Source organism: Marinobacter sp. MIT930201, assembly GCF_047122665.1.
GTDB lineage: Bacteria > Pseudomonadota > Gammaproteobacteria > Pseudomonadales > Oleiphilaceae > Marinobacter > Marinobacter salarius.
On record NZ_CP138916.1, the window covers coordinates 2447609 to 2464403 of the forward strand.

The 16795-nt window shown below is 56.9% G+C and carries 14 protein-coding genes and 1 pseudogene; 4 read left to right on the plus strand and 11 right to left on the minus strand.

Translation table 11 applies throughout. From position 1 onward, the window contains the following. The first annotated feature begins 27 nt into the window (after positions 1-27). The gene (locus SIC19_RS11155; RefSeq protein ID WP_127401951.1) at positions 28-924 is read left to right on the plus strand and encodes an acyltransferase; all 897 of its coding nucleotides are present in this window, start codon (positions 28-30) and stop codon (positions 922-924) included. On the opposite strand, the gene SIC19_RS11160 is transcribed toward SIC19_RS11155, so the two are convergent. From SIC19_RS11160 to SIC19_RS11205, 10 genes are all read right to left on the minus strand, one after another. Next, positions 921-1127: a hypothetical protein gene (locus SIC19_RS11160; protein WP_127401950.1), complete on the minus strand. Its 207-nt coding sequence runs from the start codon at positions 1125-1127 to the stop codon at positions 921-923. The genes SIC19_RS11155 and SIC19_RS11160 overlap by 4 nt on opposite strands. A gap of 67 nt (positions 1128-1194) precedes the next feature. Then, positions 1195-3183: a ribonuclease R family protein gene (locus tag SIC19_RS11165; RefSeq protein ID WP_036211439.1), complete on the minus strand. Its 1989-nt coding sequence runs from the start codon at positions 3181-3183 to the stop codon at positions 1195-1197. Positions 3184-3258: 75 nt separating this feature from the next. After that, positions 3259-4977 carry a sensor domain-containing diguanylate cyclase gene (locus tag SIC19_RS11170; RefSeq protein ID WP_127401949.1) on the minus strand — a complete coding sequence of 573 codons (1719 nt, stop codon included), beginning with the start codon at positions 4975-4977 and terminating at the stop codon, positions 3259-3261. 75 nt (positions 4978-5052) lie between these two features. Then, positions 5053-5502 (minus strand): DUF411 domain-containing protein, encoded by a 450-nt coding sequence (locus tag SIC19_RS11175; RefSeq protein WP_127401948.1) that lies wholly within the window; start codon positions 5500-5502, stop codon positions 5053-5055. A gap of 125 nt (positions 5503-5627) precedes the next feature. Next, complete coding sequence (locus SIC19_RS11180) at positions 5628-7892, minus strand: heavy metal translocating P-type ATPase (protein ID WP_075194689.1); 2265 nt, start codon at positions 7890-7892, stop codon at positions 5628-5630. 6 nt (positions 7893-7898) lie between these two features. Beyond that, positions 7899-8330 carry a MerR family transcriptional regulator gene (locus tag SIC19_RS11185; RefSeq protein ID WP_036212011.1) on the minus strand — a complete coding sequence of 144 codons (432 nt, stop codon included), beginning with the start codon at positions 8328-8330 and terminating at the stop codon, positions 7899-7901. Positions 8331-8544: 214 nt separating this feature from the next. Next, positions 8545-8862 (minus strand): hypothetical protein, encoded by a 318-nt coding sequence (locus SIC19_RS11190; protein ID WP_036211429.1) that lies wholly within the window; start codon positions 8860-8862, stop codon positions 8545-8547. Between the two features lie 58 nt (positions 8863-8920). After that, positions 8921-11182, minus strand: a complete 2262-nt coding sequence (locus SIC19_RS11195) for an EAL domain-containing protein (protein WP_041332983.1) — start codon at positions 11180-11182, stop codon at positions 8921-8923. 54 nt (positions 11183-11236) lie between these two features. Beyond that, positions 11237-12544: an HD-GYP domain-containing protein gene (locus SIC19_RS11200; protein WP_052479403.1), complete on the minus strand. Its 1308-nt coding sequence runs from the start codon at positions 12542-12544 to the stop codon at positions 11237-11239. A gap of 92 nt (positions 12545-12636) precedes the next feature. After that, on the minus strand, positions 12637-13077 hold the full coding sequence (locus SIC19_RS11205) for a CoA-binding protein (protein WP_041332984.1): 441 nt from the start codon (positions 13075-13077) through the stop codon (positions 12637-12639). A gap of 144 nt (positions 13078-13221) precedes the next feature. Between SIC19_RS11205 and SIC19_RS11210 the strand changes: the two genes are divergently transcribed. The 3 genes and pseudogenes from SIC19_RS11210 to SIC19_RS11220 form a co-directional block, all read left to right on the plus strand. Beyond that, positions 13222-13950 (plus strand): MBL fold metallo-hydrolase, encoded by a 729-nt coding sequence (locus SIC19_RS11210; RefSeq protein WP_041332986.1) that lies wholly within the window; start codon positions 13222-13224, stop codon positions 13948-13950. Then, on the plus strand, positions 13947-15644 hold the full coding sequence (locus tag SIC19_RS11215; protein WP_041332989.1) for a hypothetical protein: 1698 nt from the start codon (positions 13947-13949) through the stop codon (positions 15642-15644). Before SIC19_RS11210 ends, SIC19_RS11215 begins: the two co-directional genes overlap by 4 nt. 7 nt (positions 15645-15651) lie before the next feature. Continuing rightward, a pseudogene (locus SIC19_RS11220) lies at positions 15652-15888 on the plus strand (2-amino-4-hydroxy-6-hydroxymethyldihydropteridine diphosphokinase); the annotation flags it as partial. Positions 15889-16029: 141 nt separating this feature from the next. Here SIC19_RS11220 and SIC19_RS11225 read toward each other — a convergent pair. Further along, positions 16030-16794, minus strand: coding sequence for an SDR family NAD(P)-dependent oxidoreductase (locus tag SIC19_RS11225; protein ID WP_052479404.1), 765 nt, complete (start codon positions 16792-16794; stop codon positions 16030-16032). Between the last annotated feature and the right edge of the window lies 1 nt (position 16795).

Below are 16795 nucleotides of genomic sequence, written 5' to 3' on the forward strand. Positions count from 1 at the left end.
TCTTAAAAAACCAACAACAGGACCACCATGCTCAGCTTCCTGCCAGCTCCCGTTATCGGCGTCATCAGTTCCATCCTCCTGGGGCTGAATACCCTGTTCTGGTGCCTGCTTCTCTACATCCCGGCGATATTGAAGCTGATTATTCCCCACACCGGTTTCCGGGTGCTGTGCACCAAAGTCATTATCTGGATCGCCGAAGCCTGGGTTGCCTGCAACACCGGCTGGATGAAACTCACCCAAGGCACGGAATGGACCGTCCACGGCGACGAAAAGCTCAAGCGGGAAAGCTGGTACCTGGTGTTGAGCAACCATCAAAGTTGGGTCGACATCTTCGCCATGCAGCGGGTGTTCAACCACCGTGCACCGTTTCTGAAGTTCTTCCTCAAGCAACAACTGATCTGGGTGCCGGTCATAGGGTTGGCTTGGTGGGGACTGGATTTCCCGTTCATGAAACGCTACACCCGTGAGTACCTGATCAAACATCCTGAAAAGCGCGGTGAAGATCTTAAAGCGACCCGTACGGCCTGTGAGAAGTTCCGCTACACCCCGGTGAGCGTGATGAATTTCGTTGAAGGCACGCGCTTTACCCAGGCCAAGCATGACAAGCAGAAATCAAAATACACCCACCTGCTGACGCCCAAGGCCGGTGGCGTGGCCTTTGTGCTGGATGCCATGGGCGACTCCATCGAAACACTGGTGGATGTCACGATTGCCTATCCAGGGGGCGCTCCAACGTTCTGGGATTTCATGTGTGGAAGGGTGAGTAAAGTCGGCATGGAGATCGACACAGTTACCATCCCGGCGCACCTGAAGGGCCGGGATTACGCGACGGATGCCGAGCATCGCAAAAACGTGAAAAACTGGCTGGCAGAACAGTGGCGGGCGAAGGACGAGCGTCTGTCGAGGATGCTTGAGCAGGGCTAAGAATTGTCCTCGTCATCCTCGATCTCGTCCGGGTGCTCTTTCTTGTAGCGCTCCCACTCTTCCCAGTCATGGGGTGTGCCAGCATGAGGGCGCTTCAAGTGCTTTGCGTGTTCCATCGCATTGTGGCGCAGGCTGTGGTCGCGCTCCTCTTCTTCCTCTTCGAAGCCGTACTTCTTCAGGAACTCGGTTGGGCTGATAGGCATCCGGATTCACCTCCGTAACGAATAAGTGCCCGCTTATTCACTAAGATGGCGCTCCGGAGCCGGATTTTCAAGCCTCGTCGGTGTTCGCGGGCTCGCGGCCTTCAGTCGGCGCATCCACCAGATTGAACTGGATCTGCTTTCTTTCGTCGTCGACGCCGGAGAAGGTCACAGTCACGGGTTGTTCCAACTGGAACGTACGGCCGTTCTTGTTGTGAACCAAGCGCAACGTAACGGGATCGAAGCTGAACTTACCTTCAAGTGTCTTGCAGCTCACGAACCCTTCCAGGCCGTTGGCGTCCAGCCGTACAAAGAACCCAGCAGGTGTTGTGCGGCTGATCACGCCAGTCATCGAGTCCTCGCCAAGGGTTTTCGCAAAATCGCTCTTGAGCCAGTTTTCAAGGCTGTTGGCTGCTTGGCGGGCGCGGATCTGGGTCTGTTGCAGTTCGGCCAGTTGGTCATCGTTGAGCTCGTTCAGCGATTCCTGCCACAGGATCGACTTGATCAGCCGATGCACGTGGAAGTCGCTGAACTTGCGAAGTGGCGACGTGAACGTGGTGTAGGCGGCCAGCCCCATGCCCTGGTGGGGGGCGGGCGTGAACGACAGCTCGGCGCGGGCAAGCTGGCGGGAAATAATGGCTTTGATAGGAACCTCTGCGTCCAGCCCGTCGGTCTGCTTCATCAGGTCGCGGAAGCCTGCGGCGCTGGTGGCGTCGATATCGGCGAGCTGTGGGGCATAGCCTTCCAGCAAGGCGCGGACGTTGTCGGTGCGGTCGTCCCGCAAACCGGGATGCTGGATAAACAGCCCCTTGTCACGTTGCCCCAGGAAGTCGGCCGCGCAGCGGTTGGCGGCGATCATGCATTCTTCCACCAGGCGATGGGCCTCGTTCTGAACCGAGGGCTCGATCAGCCGTATCCGGCGATTCTCGTCCAGGCGCAGCCGGAATTCGGGGCGGTCACCGTTCACCAGTGCGTGCTCGTTTCGCCATTTGCGCAGAGCGGTGGCGATCTGGTGGAGCTGGTCGAGGCTGTTGGAAACGGTATCCGGAAGCGCCTTGATATCGTCGTCTTCCCGGCCTTCGATCAGGTTGGAGACCAGTTCATAACTGAGTTTGCCGTGGGAGCGAATCACTGCCTGATGAAATTGATAGTCGCCGAGGCTGCCATCGTTGTTCACCTGAAGGTCGCAGACCAGTGCCAGGCGCTTGGTGTCCGGCATTAACGAACACAGGCGGGTACTGAGGGTATCCGGCAGCATGGGCAGTGGTTCGCCGGGAAAATAGATGGCGGTGGCGCGGCGAAAGGCCTCCTGCTCGGCAGGGCTGCCCGGCTCGATAACAGCCGTCGGGTCAGCAATGGCAATGGACAGTTTCCAGCCAGTGGCGTTGGGCTCTGCCAGCAGGGCATCGTCCATGTCCTGGGTGCCGGGGCTGTCGATGGTCACATAGGGCTGGTCGGTGCGATCGTCCCGGCCTTCGCTTTTTGCGTCAACGGCTGATTCATCCAGCGCACTGGCCTGTTTCTGCACGGCGTCAGGCCAGGTGTCTGGCAGGTGGAAGGTGGCAACGGTGAGTGCGCGTTCGATGCCGGTATCACCGGCTTTGCCGAGGACCTTCAGGATCTTTGCCTGGCCTTTGCCATCCTTGATCGGATGTTTGTGAATCTGGCAGTAGATGTAATCGTCGGGCTCGGCACCCTGGCGTTCTTTCGGCGGTATGAAGATCCAGCGGTTGATGCCGGGGGTTTCCGGCACCACGAAGTGGCCTTTACCTTTCACCAGATAGCGACCAACGAACGTGTCCAGACTGGTGTCCAGCAGCTCGTCGATCATGCCCTGGGTCTTGCCTTTGTCACCCTCTTCCTCGGTGATCTTGACGCGGTCACCGGGCAGCACTTTCTGCATTTCTTCCGGTGGCAGGAAGACGTCTCGCCCCTCATCCAGCGCAACAAAGCCGAAACGCCCATTGGTGGCTTTGACGGTACCCGGAAAGACAACCTTGTTTTCCTCGATATTGGTTTTCAGCTGGCGCAACTGGCTGAGGGCGTCGGCATTGAGCATGAACAGAACCTGGCTGGATAAAATTTGAGTGTCGCTGCGGAGTATACCGGTTATGGCGGTATGAGTCAGACCATGTTACGCGGGGTTAATTTCCTGGCCTGATCCATCCGTGATAAGCACTTTATTCCGCCCCTGCTGTTTCACACGGTAAAGCGCCTGATCGGCCTGTCGCAGAATGGTGTCAACGTCGTCACCGGGCTGGCAGAGGTACCCGCCCACGCTAACGGTCACCGGCGTGCCGGTGCGAATGCTGTCCCTTTCGATGGTTTCGCGTATCCGCGCGGCAATCTGGCACAGCGTATCTTCATCGCAGGGCGAGAGCACCACCACGAATTCGTCGCCGCCCCAGCGGCCGGGGTGGTCGTAGGGCCGCACGCCGGCCTTGAGCCACAGTGCCACGCGGCAGAGAATGTCGTCACCGGCCTGATGGCCAAGCTCGTCGTTGATGGCCTTGAAGTGGTCAATGTCCAGCCAGATCAGACCAAAGCCCGTGTTCTGTCGTTTTGCCCGCTGTATTTCTTCATCCAGGGCTTCGTCCAGACCACGGCGGTTCTTCAGCCCGGTAAGGGCGTCAACACGCGCCAGCCTGTTCAGCTCGTCAGTACGTTGCGCAACCTTCCGTTCCAGTTCGCGGGTTGAATGCTCGAGGGTGTCGGTCATTGTCTCGAAATGACTGGCAAGCCGGCCGATCTCGTTGTCCGGTTTTTCCAGGTGCGGAAGCGCAAAGCTGCCACCTCGAACCTTCTCAACCGCACTCTCAAGGCTGACGAGGGGTTTGAGGATGCGCGAACGGATAATCAGATGGAACAGAATCAGGGTGACCAGCAAACTGGTCAGGAATACGGCAACCAAAGGCCATAGGTAGCTTCGGGGCAGGAGCGCTTCAAGATCCAGCAAGGTGATTTCGAACCAGCCAATGGCTGGCAGGAAGGCCACGCCAGCCAGGTGTTTTCGGCCGTCCACGGTCACAAAGCTGCTCTCCACGGCACCGGTGGCACCGCCCCGGTTTTTCAGGAGCTGCAGCATGCCGAGCACCTTCTGCTTGTCTTCCGGGTTATCAAACAGCAGGTCGACGGTGCTTTTCTGGCCTTCGGGTTTGATGATGCTGGCAAAGTCGATGTAGTTGCGGTCGCGGTAGAGCTGTATCGCGCCGTTGTAGTCCACGAACAGGGTGGTGATACCCTCCTGGTCAATATCCACGATATCCTGCAGGAACGCGTCCAGGTCCAGGCCGGTACCGACCATGCCGACGATGCGATCTTCCTCATCCCGCATCAGCACGTCGATCCAGAGTTTGGTCACACCGAGTTCGGTATCAGGGTTTACGTTCAGATGAAAATTGCGGCCTTCCTCAATCAGTTGGAAGAACCAGGCATCTTCGGGTTTGTCGGGGTCCAGGATGTAGCGGAACTGATCATTCGCAAATTCGTTGTTGGTATTATTGTAGTAATAGCGGCGGGAATCACGGAGGGCGACGAAATAACTGTTGTCGCGGAAATTGCTTCGGAAGCTTTCCATTTCGCGGATGGCGTCGCGCTGTAACGCCTTGTCTTCCGGTGAGGTAGCCCAGTTGACCAGCGTGGAAGAGTCGGCCATCTGGCGGGCAAGCCCGATTTCCCGTTCCAGGGATTGCAGCAGGCGGGCGCTGTCGTAGCGCACCTGAATTTCAGCAACCTGCTGCCCCCAGCGCTCAATGATGTCCTCGGAAAGCTCACGATACGCAAGCCAGGAGGCGACTGAGACGATGATCATCAGAGCCGCTGCCAGGCCGAGTAGTCGGGTTTTCAGGCTCAAAAAGCTTTCCTTATGCACAGTCTGGATCTATCAGGAAGCTATGATAGAGCAGGCATGGCAAAGTGTGTAGGAAAACTAGTTGTGTTCTGCGAAGACTTTGGTCTGGCCGCTGTCGTTGAACATCAACACCTGATAGCGGTCCTTGCGATCCCCCACTTCCATGCCGGGGGAGCCAGCTGGCATGCCAGGCACCGACAGGCCCTTTGCTTTCGGGGCTTCGGCGATCAACCGGTGAATGTCATTGGCAGGCACATGGCCCTCAATCACATAATCGCCGACGAACGCAGTGTGGCAGCTGGCGAGTGACGGTGTCAGGCCGGCGTCGATCTTTATCGGATTCAGGTTATTGGTTTCAGTGACTTCCACCTTGAAACCATTTTCCTTCAGGTGGTCCACCCAATCCGTGCAGCAACCGCAGGTCGGTGACTTGTAGACATGGATGTCTTTCAGCCCGTCTTCGGCCTGTAACTGACCGCTCAAGCCGACGGTTGCGACGAGGCCAAGGGCCAACAGTTGTTTTTTCATGATGTTACCTCAATGATGATGGCTGTGATCGTGGTTTGGTTCTCCGCCGCCAGAGGGTGACAACCAGAACCACCAGACGATGGCGGCCATCAGGATCAGTCCTCCGGCATTGACCAGAAGTGCGTTCATTGGTTCCCCTCCTTGCCTGCGTTACTGGTGGTTTTGAACAGTCGCAGCCGGTTGGCGTTGGTAACGACCGTGACCGACGACAGCGACATCGCGGCGCCGGCCAGTATCGGGCTCATCAGAATCCCCCACACTGGGTAAAGCAGTCCGGCCGCGACGGGTATGCCCAACGAGTTGTAGGCAAAGGCGCCGAACAGGTTCTGATGGATGTTGCGTACCGTGGCCCGGGATATCTCAATGGCGTCGGCAACGCCGTGGAGAGAGCCCCGCATCAGCGTAATACCGGCGCTTTCAATGGCGACATCGGTGCCGGTGCCAATGGCAAAGCCAACGTCCGCCGCTGCAAGGGCAGGCGCATCGTTGATGCCGTCGCCTACCATTGCCACGGTATAACCTTTGCCCCGCATCTCGCTGACGATGGTGGCCTTGTCTTCCGGCAGAACTTCAGCGCGGTAATCGTCGATCCCGGTTTTCTCGGCAATGGCCCTGGCGGTGCCGTCGACGTCGCCAGTCACCATCATCACCCGGATGCCGGCGTCGTGCAGTCGCCGTATGGCGGCTTCCGAATCCTGTTTCACCGCATCGGCGACGCCGACCACTCCCAGCGCCTGATTGCCCAGGGCCAGGAACAGTGGGGTTCCGGCCTCGGCGGTGATGGCATTGGCCTCCTCCTGCAGTTCGGCCAGATCAATGTTCTCGCTCTCCAGCCAGCGGCGGTTGCCCAGGCGCGCGGTTTGTCCATCCAGCTCGCCCTGCACGCCTTTGCCGTTGAGGGCTTCGAAGCGGGTGACATTGTCCGGCGTTGCCCCTTGGTCCTTCGCCTTCGCCATAATGGCTTCGGCCAACGGGTGCTCCGAGTGTTGTTCCAGACCGGCGGCCAGGGCCAGCAACCTGCCGGTATCGCCGTCGGTGGCATGGAAACGGGTGACGGCCGGGTGACCCTCGGTAATGGTGCCAGTCTTGTCCAGGATCACCAGATCCAGCTTGCCGGCCGTCTGCAGGGCGTCCCCCTGGCGAATCAGTGCGCCGTATTCGGCCGCCTTGCCGACGCCCACCATCACTGACATAGGCGTGGCAAGCCCAAGGGCACAGGGGCAGGCGATGATCAGAACTGTTGTCGCGGCCACCATCATGTGAACCACGGCCGGTTCCGGCCCGACGTTGTACCAGACCAGTGCCGATACCACGGCAATCAGCATCACGCTGGGTACGAAAATCGAGGAAATCCTGTCTGCCAGGCGGCCGATAGCGGGCTTGGAGCCCTGGGCCTTTTTCACCAGACGGATGATTTGTGCGAGGGCAGTTTCGCTGCCCACGCGGGTGGCCTTGTAGATAATGGAGCCATGGGTGTTGATGGTGCCGGCGGACACTTCGTCGCCCTCGCCCTTGCTGACAGGCATGGGCTCGCCGGTGAGCATGCTTTCATCAACGCGGGTGCTGCCTTCGGTAATCTCCCCGTCCACCGGGAGTTTTTCACCCGGACGAACGCGGATATGATCACCCGCCCGAACCTGTTCCACCGGCAGATCTTGCTCCTCGCCATCACGGATTACGCGGGCGGTTTTTGCTCGCAGGTCCAACAGCCGACGCACGGCTTCCGAGGTCTTGCCCTTGGCGCGAAGCTCCAGTGCCTGCCCCAGATTGATCAGGCCGATAATCATCGCTGACGCCTCAAAATACACGTGCCGTGCCATTTCCGGCAGTGCATCCGGGATGCTGGCTACCGTCATGGAATAGACCCAGGCAGTGCCGGTCCCCAAGGCGATCAGCGTATCCATGTTGGCATTGTGGTGCCGGAACGCTTTCCACGCGCCGGAGAAAAAGTGACCACCGGTGACGGTCATGACGCCCAGGGTGACCACGCCAAGGGTCAGCCAGATCAGTTGGTTCTCGCTGGTCACCATCATGGTGCCGAAACCCATGCCCCAGATCATCAGGCCGAGACCGAGTCCCAGACTGACAGCCATCTTCACCAGCAGGGTCTTGTACTGCTTACGATCCTCCTCCTGCTTGCGGTCGTCCGCCGCGTCAGGGTCTTCGATTTGGCTGGCTCCATAGCCGGAGCTTTCCACCGCCCTGATCAGAGCCTGAGGGTCCGCATGCCCGGTTGCTGTGGCAGTTCGGTCAGCCAGGTTCATGTGAGCGCCGGTGATGCCGTCCACCGACTTCAGGGCGCTCTCAATCGTATTCACGCAGGAGGCACAGTTGGCGCCGGTAACGGCCAGTTGAATCTGGCCGTCGTTCAAATCGGTTTTCTCATTCATCGAGCCTTACTCCTTCCAACCGTCGTCCGGCAGGGATTCATCCCAATGTTCAATCAGCCTGCAAATCGTGTGTCCGTCCGGTGTGCCGTCCGGCATATCCTGCCAGGCGGACAGCGCGGCGGTCATACGACTACGCAGTTGCTGTAACTCGGCAATCTCACGCTCCACTTCCACCAGCCGCTGCTGGAACACGTCCCGCACCATGGGGCAGGGCGAATGATGATCATCTGCCTGCTCCAGAATCTGTCGTATTTCCGGCAGTGAGAACCCGAGCTGCCGGGCTTTGCGGGCAAATCGTAACCGCCGCAGGTCTTCGGAATCGTATTGCTGGTAGTTGTTGTCCGGGTTCCGCGTGGGCTTCAGCAACCCCTCACGGGTATAAAACCGAACGGTGTCCGGGTTAACCCCGGCGCCAATAGCGATCTCTTTGACTTTCATAACGTTGCCGGCCATCCCGAACGTCGAACAAGTGAGTGGAAGGTATCTGTTTCCAAAACTGTGCGGAGCCCAAGCGTCACATGGATGTGCCGCAGGAGCGTGTTTTGGAAACAGATACCTTTCAATCACGAACAGGCACCCAATGTCGGGTACCACCAGGCATTGCATTAGGAATAGACTAAAACCTATGAGCTACTCACAGGTCAAAGGTTTTTCAGGAAGAGTTTTTAGCGCGCAGGAAAGTGCCACAGGCTTTGCACTGGTCCGGGGCCATCAGCTTGGCCTGCCAGCCAATCTTCTGCCCACAGGCGGGACATGCAAGACGCAGTTGCAGAATGATAATGGGGGTAACTAAAGCGGCAATCAGAAGTCCCAGCGGCCCCCAGCTGTCGCCACTGGACAGCCCGAGCTGGCTACTGAAGACCAGAACAATGACCAGCGAGAAGAACGCGAAAATAAAGTAACGCTTGTTCCAGGCTTCCCACCGTCGCAGACGGACATCCTGTTCCGCCGTCAGATACTTTGAACTCATGAGGCCACACCTTGAAAATGAATACGGCAATAGTGGTGAATTGCGGCACTCATTTCAATCAGCTACCAACCGGCGTGTCGATTTCCAGCAAACCAGCGCTCAGCGCTCGCTCCAGTTCGCCTGCCGGAATCGGGCGGCTGATCAGGTAACCCTGAATCAGATCGCAGCGGTGATTCTTGAGGAAAGTCAGCTGCTCATGGGTTTCCACGCCCTCCGCCACCACCTGGATGCCTAGGTTATGGGCCAGGTTAATCACCGCGCGGGTAATCACTGCGTCGTCGTGGCGCTCGGTAACGTCGGTAATGAAGGAGCGGTCGATCTTCAGCAGGTCCACTGGGAAATCCCGCAGGTAACCCAGCGAAGAGTAACCCACGCCGAAGTCATCAATGGCCAGGTGCACGCCCAGCTTGTGTAGCTTGGTCAGCTGGTTCAGGTTGTGCTCGATATTCTGGATGAAGATCTCTTCGGTCAGCTCCACCTCCAGCCGGCTCGCGGGAACGCCATTGCTTTCCAGCGCTTCCTGGATATGGTCGACAATGCTTTCGTCATCCAGTTCGCGCCCAGAGAGATTCACCGCGATGCGCAGATGGGAGTAGGGGCCTTTCTGCCATTTCGCCAGTTGCCGACAGGCGGCCATGACCACCCAGCGACCAATGTCGGTAATGCGGCCGCTTTCCTCCGCCAGGGGAATGAAGTCCACTGGTGGCAACAGGCCTCGGCGAGGATGCTGCCAGCGTATCAAAGCCTCCACGCTGTTGATGGACGAGTCGTTGAGATCCAGTTGCGGTTGGAAATAGAGCACGAACTCGTCGTTGGCCAGCGCGTGGTTAAGATCCTTGTCCAGTTCCAGGCGCATGACCTCCCGGTCCTGCATGCCCTCGGTGTAAAACTGATAGGTGTTGCGGCCCTGTTCCTTGGCCCGGTAGAGAGCCACATCGGCATTGCGCAGTAAGGTATCGGCATCCAGGCCACTCTGGGGATAGACAGCCACGCCCATGGTTGCGGTAATGCTGTGTTCCTCACCCTGCACGGCAAACGGCTCTTCGAAGCATTGCTTGATCTGGCCCAGCAGATTGATTACATCATCAATGTTTTCAACATGCTGCTGGCACACCATGAACTCATCGCCGCCGGAATAGGCCACCATCACTTTCTCGTCGCTCAGGGCATTCAGGCGTTCAGCGACTTTGATGAGCAGTTCGTCGCCGAATTGATGGCCGAGAGAATCGTTGAGCGTTTGGAACCGGTCCAGGTCGATCATCACCAGCGCTGCCTGGCGCATCTGACGGTCAGCGATGCTTAGGGTGTGCGCCAGGTCTTCCATGAAAAAACGGCGATTGGCGAGGCCGGTCAGGGCGTCGGTGGTTTCCAGGCGAGCGAGATCTTTTTGCACCGCCTGACGTTGGCTGATTTCCGCATCCAGCTCCCGGCGGGTTCTCAGCAGTGCATGGTTGCGCTTGAGAGTCAGCTGTACCAGGAGTGTGGTAAGGCTGGTCAGCAGGCCCATGAACAGCATGACGATGAAGGTCACAAATGGCCAGCGGCTGCGTTGTTCCTCAACCCACGAGATGGAGGGGGTTACCGCCAGTGTCCAATCGAGTGTTGGCAGGTCAACATCCAGGGTGCGGGAGAACCTGGAGTCTGTTTCCATTGAATCGTTAAGCACGTAGGCGGGGTCGCCTTTTTCCCGGATTTCGATGTGGAAGGAGGTCAGGGCGCGGTTGGAAAGCATGTAATTAGCCAGGGTTTCCATCCGGAACACTCCGGCAATAAAGCCGTTGTTGGCGTCACCGGTGGATATGGGCGCATAGATGACCATGCCCTTGCCGCCCTGCTTCAGATCAATGACGCCAGATATATCCAGATCACCGGTCATCTGTGCTTTCTGAAGCGAAGCACGCCGCTCCGGGGAGAAGGCCACATTGAAACCAATTGCGTCTTCGTTACCTTCGATCGGTACCATCCAGCGGATGACATAATCGCGGTCAATCCACTCGATCGCCTGGTAGACGCCAAAATCTGACAGGTATCGGCGGGCGTCTTGCTCCCAGATTTCTTTTGGCGTGTCCGGTAAGGCTTCAAATCGTTTCGCCATGCGGCTGATGGAGTTTGCGTGAACACGGAATTCCCGCTCCAGCCGCTTTGCCATGGAACTGGCCTCGCTGCCAAGATTGGACTGGATTTGGGTGTGGTCCTGTTTTTCGATGCCGTACTGCAGAACCAGGGCGATTCCCAGGAACACCAGGAAAATCAGTGCCGGAAACGCCGGGTTCAGCAGTCCCCTCACGAACAGGGTTAGCGCCGATGCAGGTTTGTCCACAAAATGCTCCGGTTGATGAGGTGAGTGACTAACATATCGGCCGTATTCATCTAATTATGAGGGATAAACGCTATGATCTGTTACCAATTGCTGAATCCTTCCCTTCAGTGAAATTCCGAAAGCGCCATCCGGCAACGGATGGTGAATCGCTTGCTGCTCTTCGGTTGTCGGGTTTGCCAGGTCAACGATTCGGGGAGGGACCGGCTTTTTGTTGGCATCCATCAGTATCTCAATCCTGGGTTTGAGTTTTTTACCCGGGTGCACGGTCACGATAAGGGCCACTTCCCCGCTGTTGAGCTCCACCAGTGTTCCAGGTGGATAAATGCCCACCATGCGAATAAAGGCTTCTACCATGTCAGCATCGAACTGCCGGCCGCGATTGCGGTATAGAATGCGGATGGCGTCAGATGCCGGAATTCCGTCGCGGTAGCAGCGGTCACTGGTCATGGCATCGAACGCGTCAACGATGGAGACCAGCCTGGCAAAGCGGCTGATCTGCCATTCCTCCAGTTGTTGCGGATAGCCGCGGCCATCCAGACGCTCATGGTGGTGACGGGTCACGTCCCCGATAATCGGATCCAGCTTCGGGTCAGAGCTCAGCAGCTCATAGCCGAACGTCGTGTGCTGTTGCATGATCGCATATTCAGCCGGGCTCAGAGCGCCAGGTTTATTAAGAATTTCGTCAGGAACCTTAAGCTTGCCCAGGTCGTGAAGCAGTCCGCACATACCGGCAATTTCCAGGTCCTCGTCGGGCAGTCCCAGAAAGCGTGCGAAGGCAACGGTAAAGATGGCCACCCGCAAACAGTGTTCCGCGGTATAGGCGTCGCGGGACTTGATGCGGCTCATCCAGAACATTGCACTGGCGTTGGCTTTGATACTTTCCACGCATTCCCGGATAACCGGGCGGGCGTCTTGCAGGTTCAGATCATTGCCCCGTTCAATGGCAAGGGTGATCTGTTCCACGAATGCCTGGGTCTTGCCCCATACCTGGTTGGCGCGGGGGATCTCTTCCGCGAGGGAGCGGGTTTCCGGAAGTGGGGTAGCCGTGCGCTGTTTGTGACTGGTGACCCTTGCCAGGGCCTCAGCCAACACTTGCTCGTCGCCTTCAACCAGCGCCCATTCGCAGTACTGACGGAGTATGCGAGCCTGGTGGTCGTTCTCAAGAGTGAAACCCTGGAACAGTACGGGCACTTCGATCCAGGGTCGGTCCAGCTTGACGATGCGCATGCCGTAAGTCAGCAGATCGACGGGCAGACGGACGCGCTCAACTCTGGTTTGGGCGTCAGGGTCAAGCAAACCTGCCTGCGAACGGGCAATCGGTTTTCGTGAAGGTGGTGTGCTGGTTTTACGTCGGAACCACATGGCTCTGCCAGTCTTCTGATTGTCTGGCTAGATTATGGCAGAAGTGTTGCGGTCAGAACAGGATGGCGGGAATCCTGTCTGTGGGCGACAGCTTAGCCTGGCGGCCGCGACACCGTGGGCACGCCAAGGCGGGGGATTTCCTGCTTGGGGCACCGGTCCATCACGACCGTTACACCGGCCTGTTCAGCTCTCTGAGCACCCGCTTCGTTGATAACGCCGATTTGCATCCAGATAACGGGAATGCCCAGCTCAATCGAGGAGTCGATGACGGAGTCGGTATGGCTCGTTGCGAGAAACAGATCCGCCATGTCCACCGCTACTGGAATGTCTGCCAGGTTGGCGTACGCGGTTTCCCCCAGCACCGACCTGCCAGCAAGCCTTGGGTTCACCGGAATCACCCGGTAGCCTCGGCTCTGCAGATAGGCCATCACCTCATTGCTGGGGCGGTTGGGTTTATCGCTGGCCCCAACAAGCGCTATGGTGCCAACATCGCGCAGGATAGAGTAAATTGTTGTTGGTGTACTGACTGGCATAATGCGTTCAACGTTGGTAGCGGTTTTGCGGAAACATAATACTCAAAGCTCGGAGTTTATATCTAAAAGCTTGCATATATTACTATCCCTGTTCAAGATTTTTGTCACCCTACCCCTTCCGGTAACTACTTAAAGGAACGAATTATGGCAACGCTGACAATGCTGGGAGTTGGCCACTCCGAAGCGCTCAAGCATTGGAACAATAATGCAATGGTGGAAGCGGGTGGTCGGAGATTATTGATTGACGCGGGCTATACGATTAAGTTTGCGCTTCAAGATCTGGGGTTGGGTCTGGCCGATGTACACGCGGTTTTTATTACTCATGCCCATGCCGACCATTGTTTTGGTCTGGAGCGATTAGGATACGAGTGCCGTTTTCAGCATGGTTTTCGTCCTACTCTATATCTGCCGCCTGGAGTGTATGAGGAGCTGTGGGAGCATACATTGAAGGGTGTCATGGGGCAGGTTGGTGAGGGGCCTGCTGAGTTGGACGATTTCTTTGATGTGGTTTTGCTGGAAGACATGAGCTTTGAGTTTGAGGGCATCCAGTTTCAGCTGTTCCAGAATCAGCATACTCCGCAAAAGCCATCGTACGGCCTGTTTATCAACAACCACCTGATGTTCAGTGGCGATACACGACCGATTCCTGATCTGGTCGAAAAATTCACTCCCGAGGTCATTCTTCACGATGCAACGCTGTCGGACTGGAATCCTGTTCATGCCTCGGTACGTGAACTCAGGGAAACCTATCCCTTTGAGGTGCGCCAACGCATGCATCTGATGAGTTACGAGGACAACTTTGAACAGCACCGGCTCGAAGTGGAAAGCGAGTTTGCCGGTTTCGTGAGGCAGGGACAGGAATTTGCGCTTTGACTGACGAATTGGTGTTTGCGCAGGTACTCCATTCGGATCTGAATGCCGGTCGCTTCCTTGTACTTGTGACACACGATCAGCGTCTGTGTTACAGCCACTGGCGACCGTTTCAGCAGAAAGGGTTTCCAGCAGTGGCCGTTGGCCAAGGGTTCGAGGTGCGCCTGGGGAAGGATCGCCGGGACGGAGAGACCCTGGTGGTGCGCGAGGTGCTGACTCAATGCGCCCCTCCTGACATCACCGTGCGCAGCGATGGTCGTGAAGCACCAGCAGACGAACCGTGGCCTGTTGGGGAAGCCGAATTTCTGTCCGTCCTGGACGATTTTCATGGCGTCGTTGTCATCGCGAACAGGGTGCTGGATGGCTCTGAACAATCCGACATGAACGTGGCTGGATCGCTGGTATTGATCAACTGCCGGGTATTGGGAGACTTTCGTTGGATTCGTGCCAGGTTTGCCGGCAGCCTGTGGTGCCTGAACTGCAAATTCGACAATCATTTCAGTTTAAAGTCCGGGCACCTGAACGGCAGCGTACTGATGTTTGGTTGTGATTTCAGCGGTGCGGGAGGGGTTTCCTTCCGTGGGCTACAAGCCTGCTCGTTGCTTATGGAGTTTGGCACTCGTGGCAGTGATGACATGCTCTGGCTTAACGAGATGACGTTGACAGGATGCTTGGCACTCAACGGCACCTTTGATGCTCCGGTTCAGCTGATGGCGATTCAGGATGATGCGCCTGTGAATACGTCGCCCTCTCTGGGGCAGGTTTTTATCGGCCGTCAAAGCTATCAGGCCGAACAGCTCAGCAAAAACAGCTTCAATGGCGGGTTGCATATCGCTGGTTACACGGTGTCTGGTGATATCGAGATTCATCGTACTCACCTGCAACACCTGCGGCTTACCGGCATAGAGGCAAACACACTTCTGGTGCAAAATTGCGAGTTGGTTGCAGATTTGTGTATGGATCGGATTCAGGTGATGAATGAGGACGCCGGTATTGCCATCCGGGACACATTGGTTGGGCGTCGCCTGAAGATAACGGGGCGCCATTTGCGTGGGCGATGCAGTTTGAACGGCTCCTCGGTAGGCCAGGCTTGGATAGTGGAGCTGGAAGCGCCAGAGGAGGGTACGCCAAGTGTGGACCTGACACGTTTTCATGCTGACCAGGCGTGGTTTGATCCGATCTCGCTGATCTACGGGCCCACTCAACGACGTCGTGCCATGACCCCGCCCCCTTTTGGTTTGCTGGCGCGGGCCGATGTCAGTAATCCGGGCGAGGATGATCGCCGCCACCTGGCAGAAGCCTACACGCAGTTCAAAAACTGGATGTCTGCCACAGGGCATTTGCGTGAAGAGGATCATGCATTTTTCCACATGCGGCACTATAAAGAGGCAAGTCGCTCACGCCGTTACTTGCTTGGTGGTATGTTTGGCTGGGGGATACGTCTTCGCAACATTCTGGCGGCAGCGTTGATGATATCCTTGATGTTTTCAGCCATGTTTGTGGCACTGGGCGTTGGGTCTGGTGAGGCGGTCATGTTGAGCCTCCAGAGTTTTATCAGCAGCTTTTATGGCAACTGGAGTAGCCCCACCCCTCCTGCTACCGGGATCATGTCAATACTGGTAACGCTAGAGTCGATGATCGGTGTGCTCTTCGTGACCGTACTTGTTGGTGCATACATCCGAAAACTGCTGAGATAACCTGATCATGTGGTATCTGTGTGGGTTGGGCAGCAACATCAGGCCCGAGACGAATTTGGCAATCGCCATTGACCGATTGCTGGCCGATTATGGCTCACTGTGGCTTTCGCCAGTTATTTCCACGTTTCCCGAGGGTATTGATACCGAGCGGTCGTTTCTCAATGCACTGGTCATTGTATTCAGCCCGCAATCCCCGCAGCATCTTAAAAGCAGCTTTAACCATCTGGAGGAAACTCTCGGGCGTGATCGCTCTGATCCGCTCAGTAGCCGCAAGGACCGAACCATTGATATCGATATTCTCGAGCACAGTGACAACGGATTTTTTAGCGGGGAGCAGATTGGCGAGCGTTACTATCGGAACTTATTCAACGACAGGTTTGATGCGTCATTCCTGTCTACGATTACCGTGCGCGGCCATTCCTTGGGCAAGACGCCGACCACCATCTACCGGAATTTGTGCGCCAGTGATGAAATCGTTGTCCAGCAAGGCCAACAATTGAATAACCACGGCGTCAAATCCACCCTCGCAGGCCAGTAAGGTTTCCGACATCACCTGTTGTCTCTGGTTTTCGGTATGACGAGGCAGGAAACCAATGGGGCCCGGCATGATGGCATTCACCCTGACGGTCGGCGCCAGTAGCGCCGCGTAGCTGAGAGTGGCATTGGCAAGCGCCGCCTTTGATGCGCAATACGCTGCGTAGTGTGGGTTCGGCCGTTCAGTGAATATATCCGTTATGTTCACGATCAGAGACGGGCGCTGATGTTCCTGGGCAGCCATCTCCAGATGTTTCGAGAGCCCATCCATTAACTGTATTGCCGCCGTGCAGTTGATTTGAAACAGGCGCGCTGCTTGTATGACCCGCGCCTTTAGGTCCGGGGCGTCCGGTTCAAACTCTGATGCGTTGTTTATCAACAAACTGATAGTGGCAGTTTGTTGCGCAACTTCGTCGATTGCGGCCTGAAGCGACACCGGATCACTGAGATCAACTGCGATTGCGGTCGCACCACGTCGGACAAGATCTTCAATATCGACGGTATGGGTGCGATAGAGGGCAACCACCTGAAAGCCTCGCTGAATCAGGGCGTCGCTTATATGGTAACCAAGTCTGCGCCCGGCACCGGTGACCACAGCAACTGGCTTAGTTGTCATG

Coding starts and splice junctions, on each gene's coding strand:
- SIC19_RS11160 (WP_127401950.1), bottom strand. CDS start 1,127: ATGCCTATCAGCCCAACCGAGTTCCTGAAGAAGTACGGCTTCGAAGAG.
- SIC19_RS11190 (WP_036211429.1), bottom strand. CDS start 8,862: ATGAGTTCAAAGTATCTGACGGCGGAACAGGATGTCCGTCTGCGACGG.
- SIC19_RS11225 (WP_052479404.1), bottom strand. CDS start 16,794: ATGACAACTAAGCCAGTTGCTGTGGTCACCGGTGCCGGGCGCAGACTT.
- SIC19_RS11155 (WP_127401951.1), top strand. CDS start 28: ATGCTCAGCTTCCTGCCAGCTCCCGTTATCGGCGTCATCAGTTCCATC.
- SIC19_RS11205 (WP_041332984.1), bottom strand. CDS start 13,077: ATGCCAGTCAGTACACCAACAACAATTTACTCTATCCTGCGCGATGTT.
- SIC19_RS11185 (WP_036212011.1), bottom strand. CDS start 8,330: ATGAAAGTCAAAGAGATCGCTATTGGCGCCGGGGTTAACCCGGACACC.
- SIC19_RS11180 (WP_075194689.1), bottom strand. CDS start 7,892: ATGAATGAGAAAACCGATTTGAACGACGGCCAGATTCAACTGGCCGTT.
- SIC19_RS11200 (WP_052479403.1), bottom strand. CDS start 12,544: ATGTGGTTCCGACGTAAAACCAGCACACCACCTTCACGAAAACCGATT.
- SIC19_RS11210 (WP_041332986.1), top strand. CDS start 13,222: ATGGCAACGCTGACAATGCTGGGAGTTGGCCACTCCGAAGCGCTCAAG.
- SIC19_RS11165 (WP_036211439.1), bottom strand. CDS start 3,183: ATGCTCAATGCCGACGCCCTCAGCCAGTTGCGCCAGCTGAAAACCAAT.
- SIC19_RS11175 (WP_127401948.1), bottom strand. CDS start 5,502: ATGAAAAAACAACTGTTGGCCCTTGGCCTCGTCGCAACCGTCGGCTTG.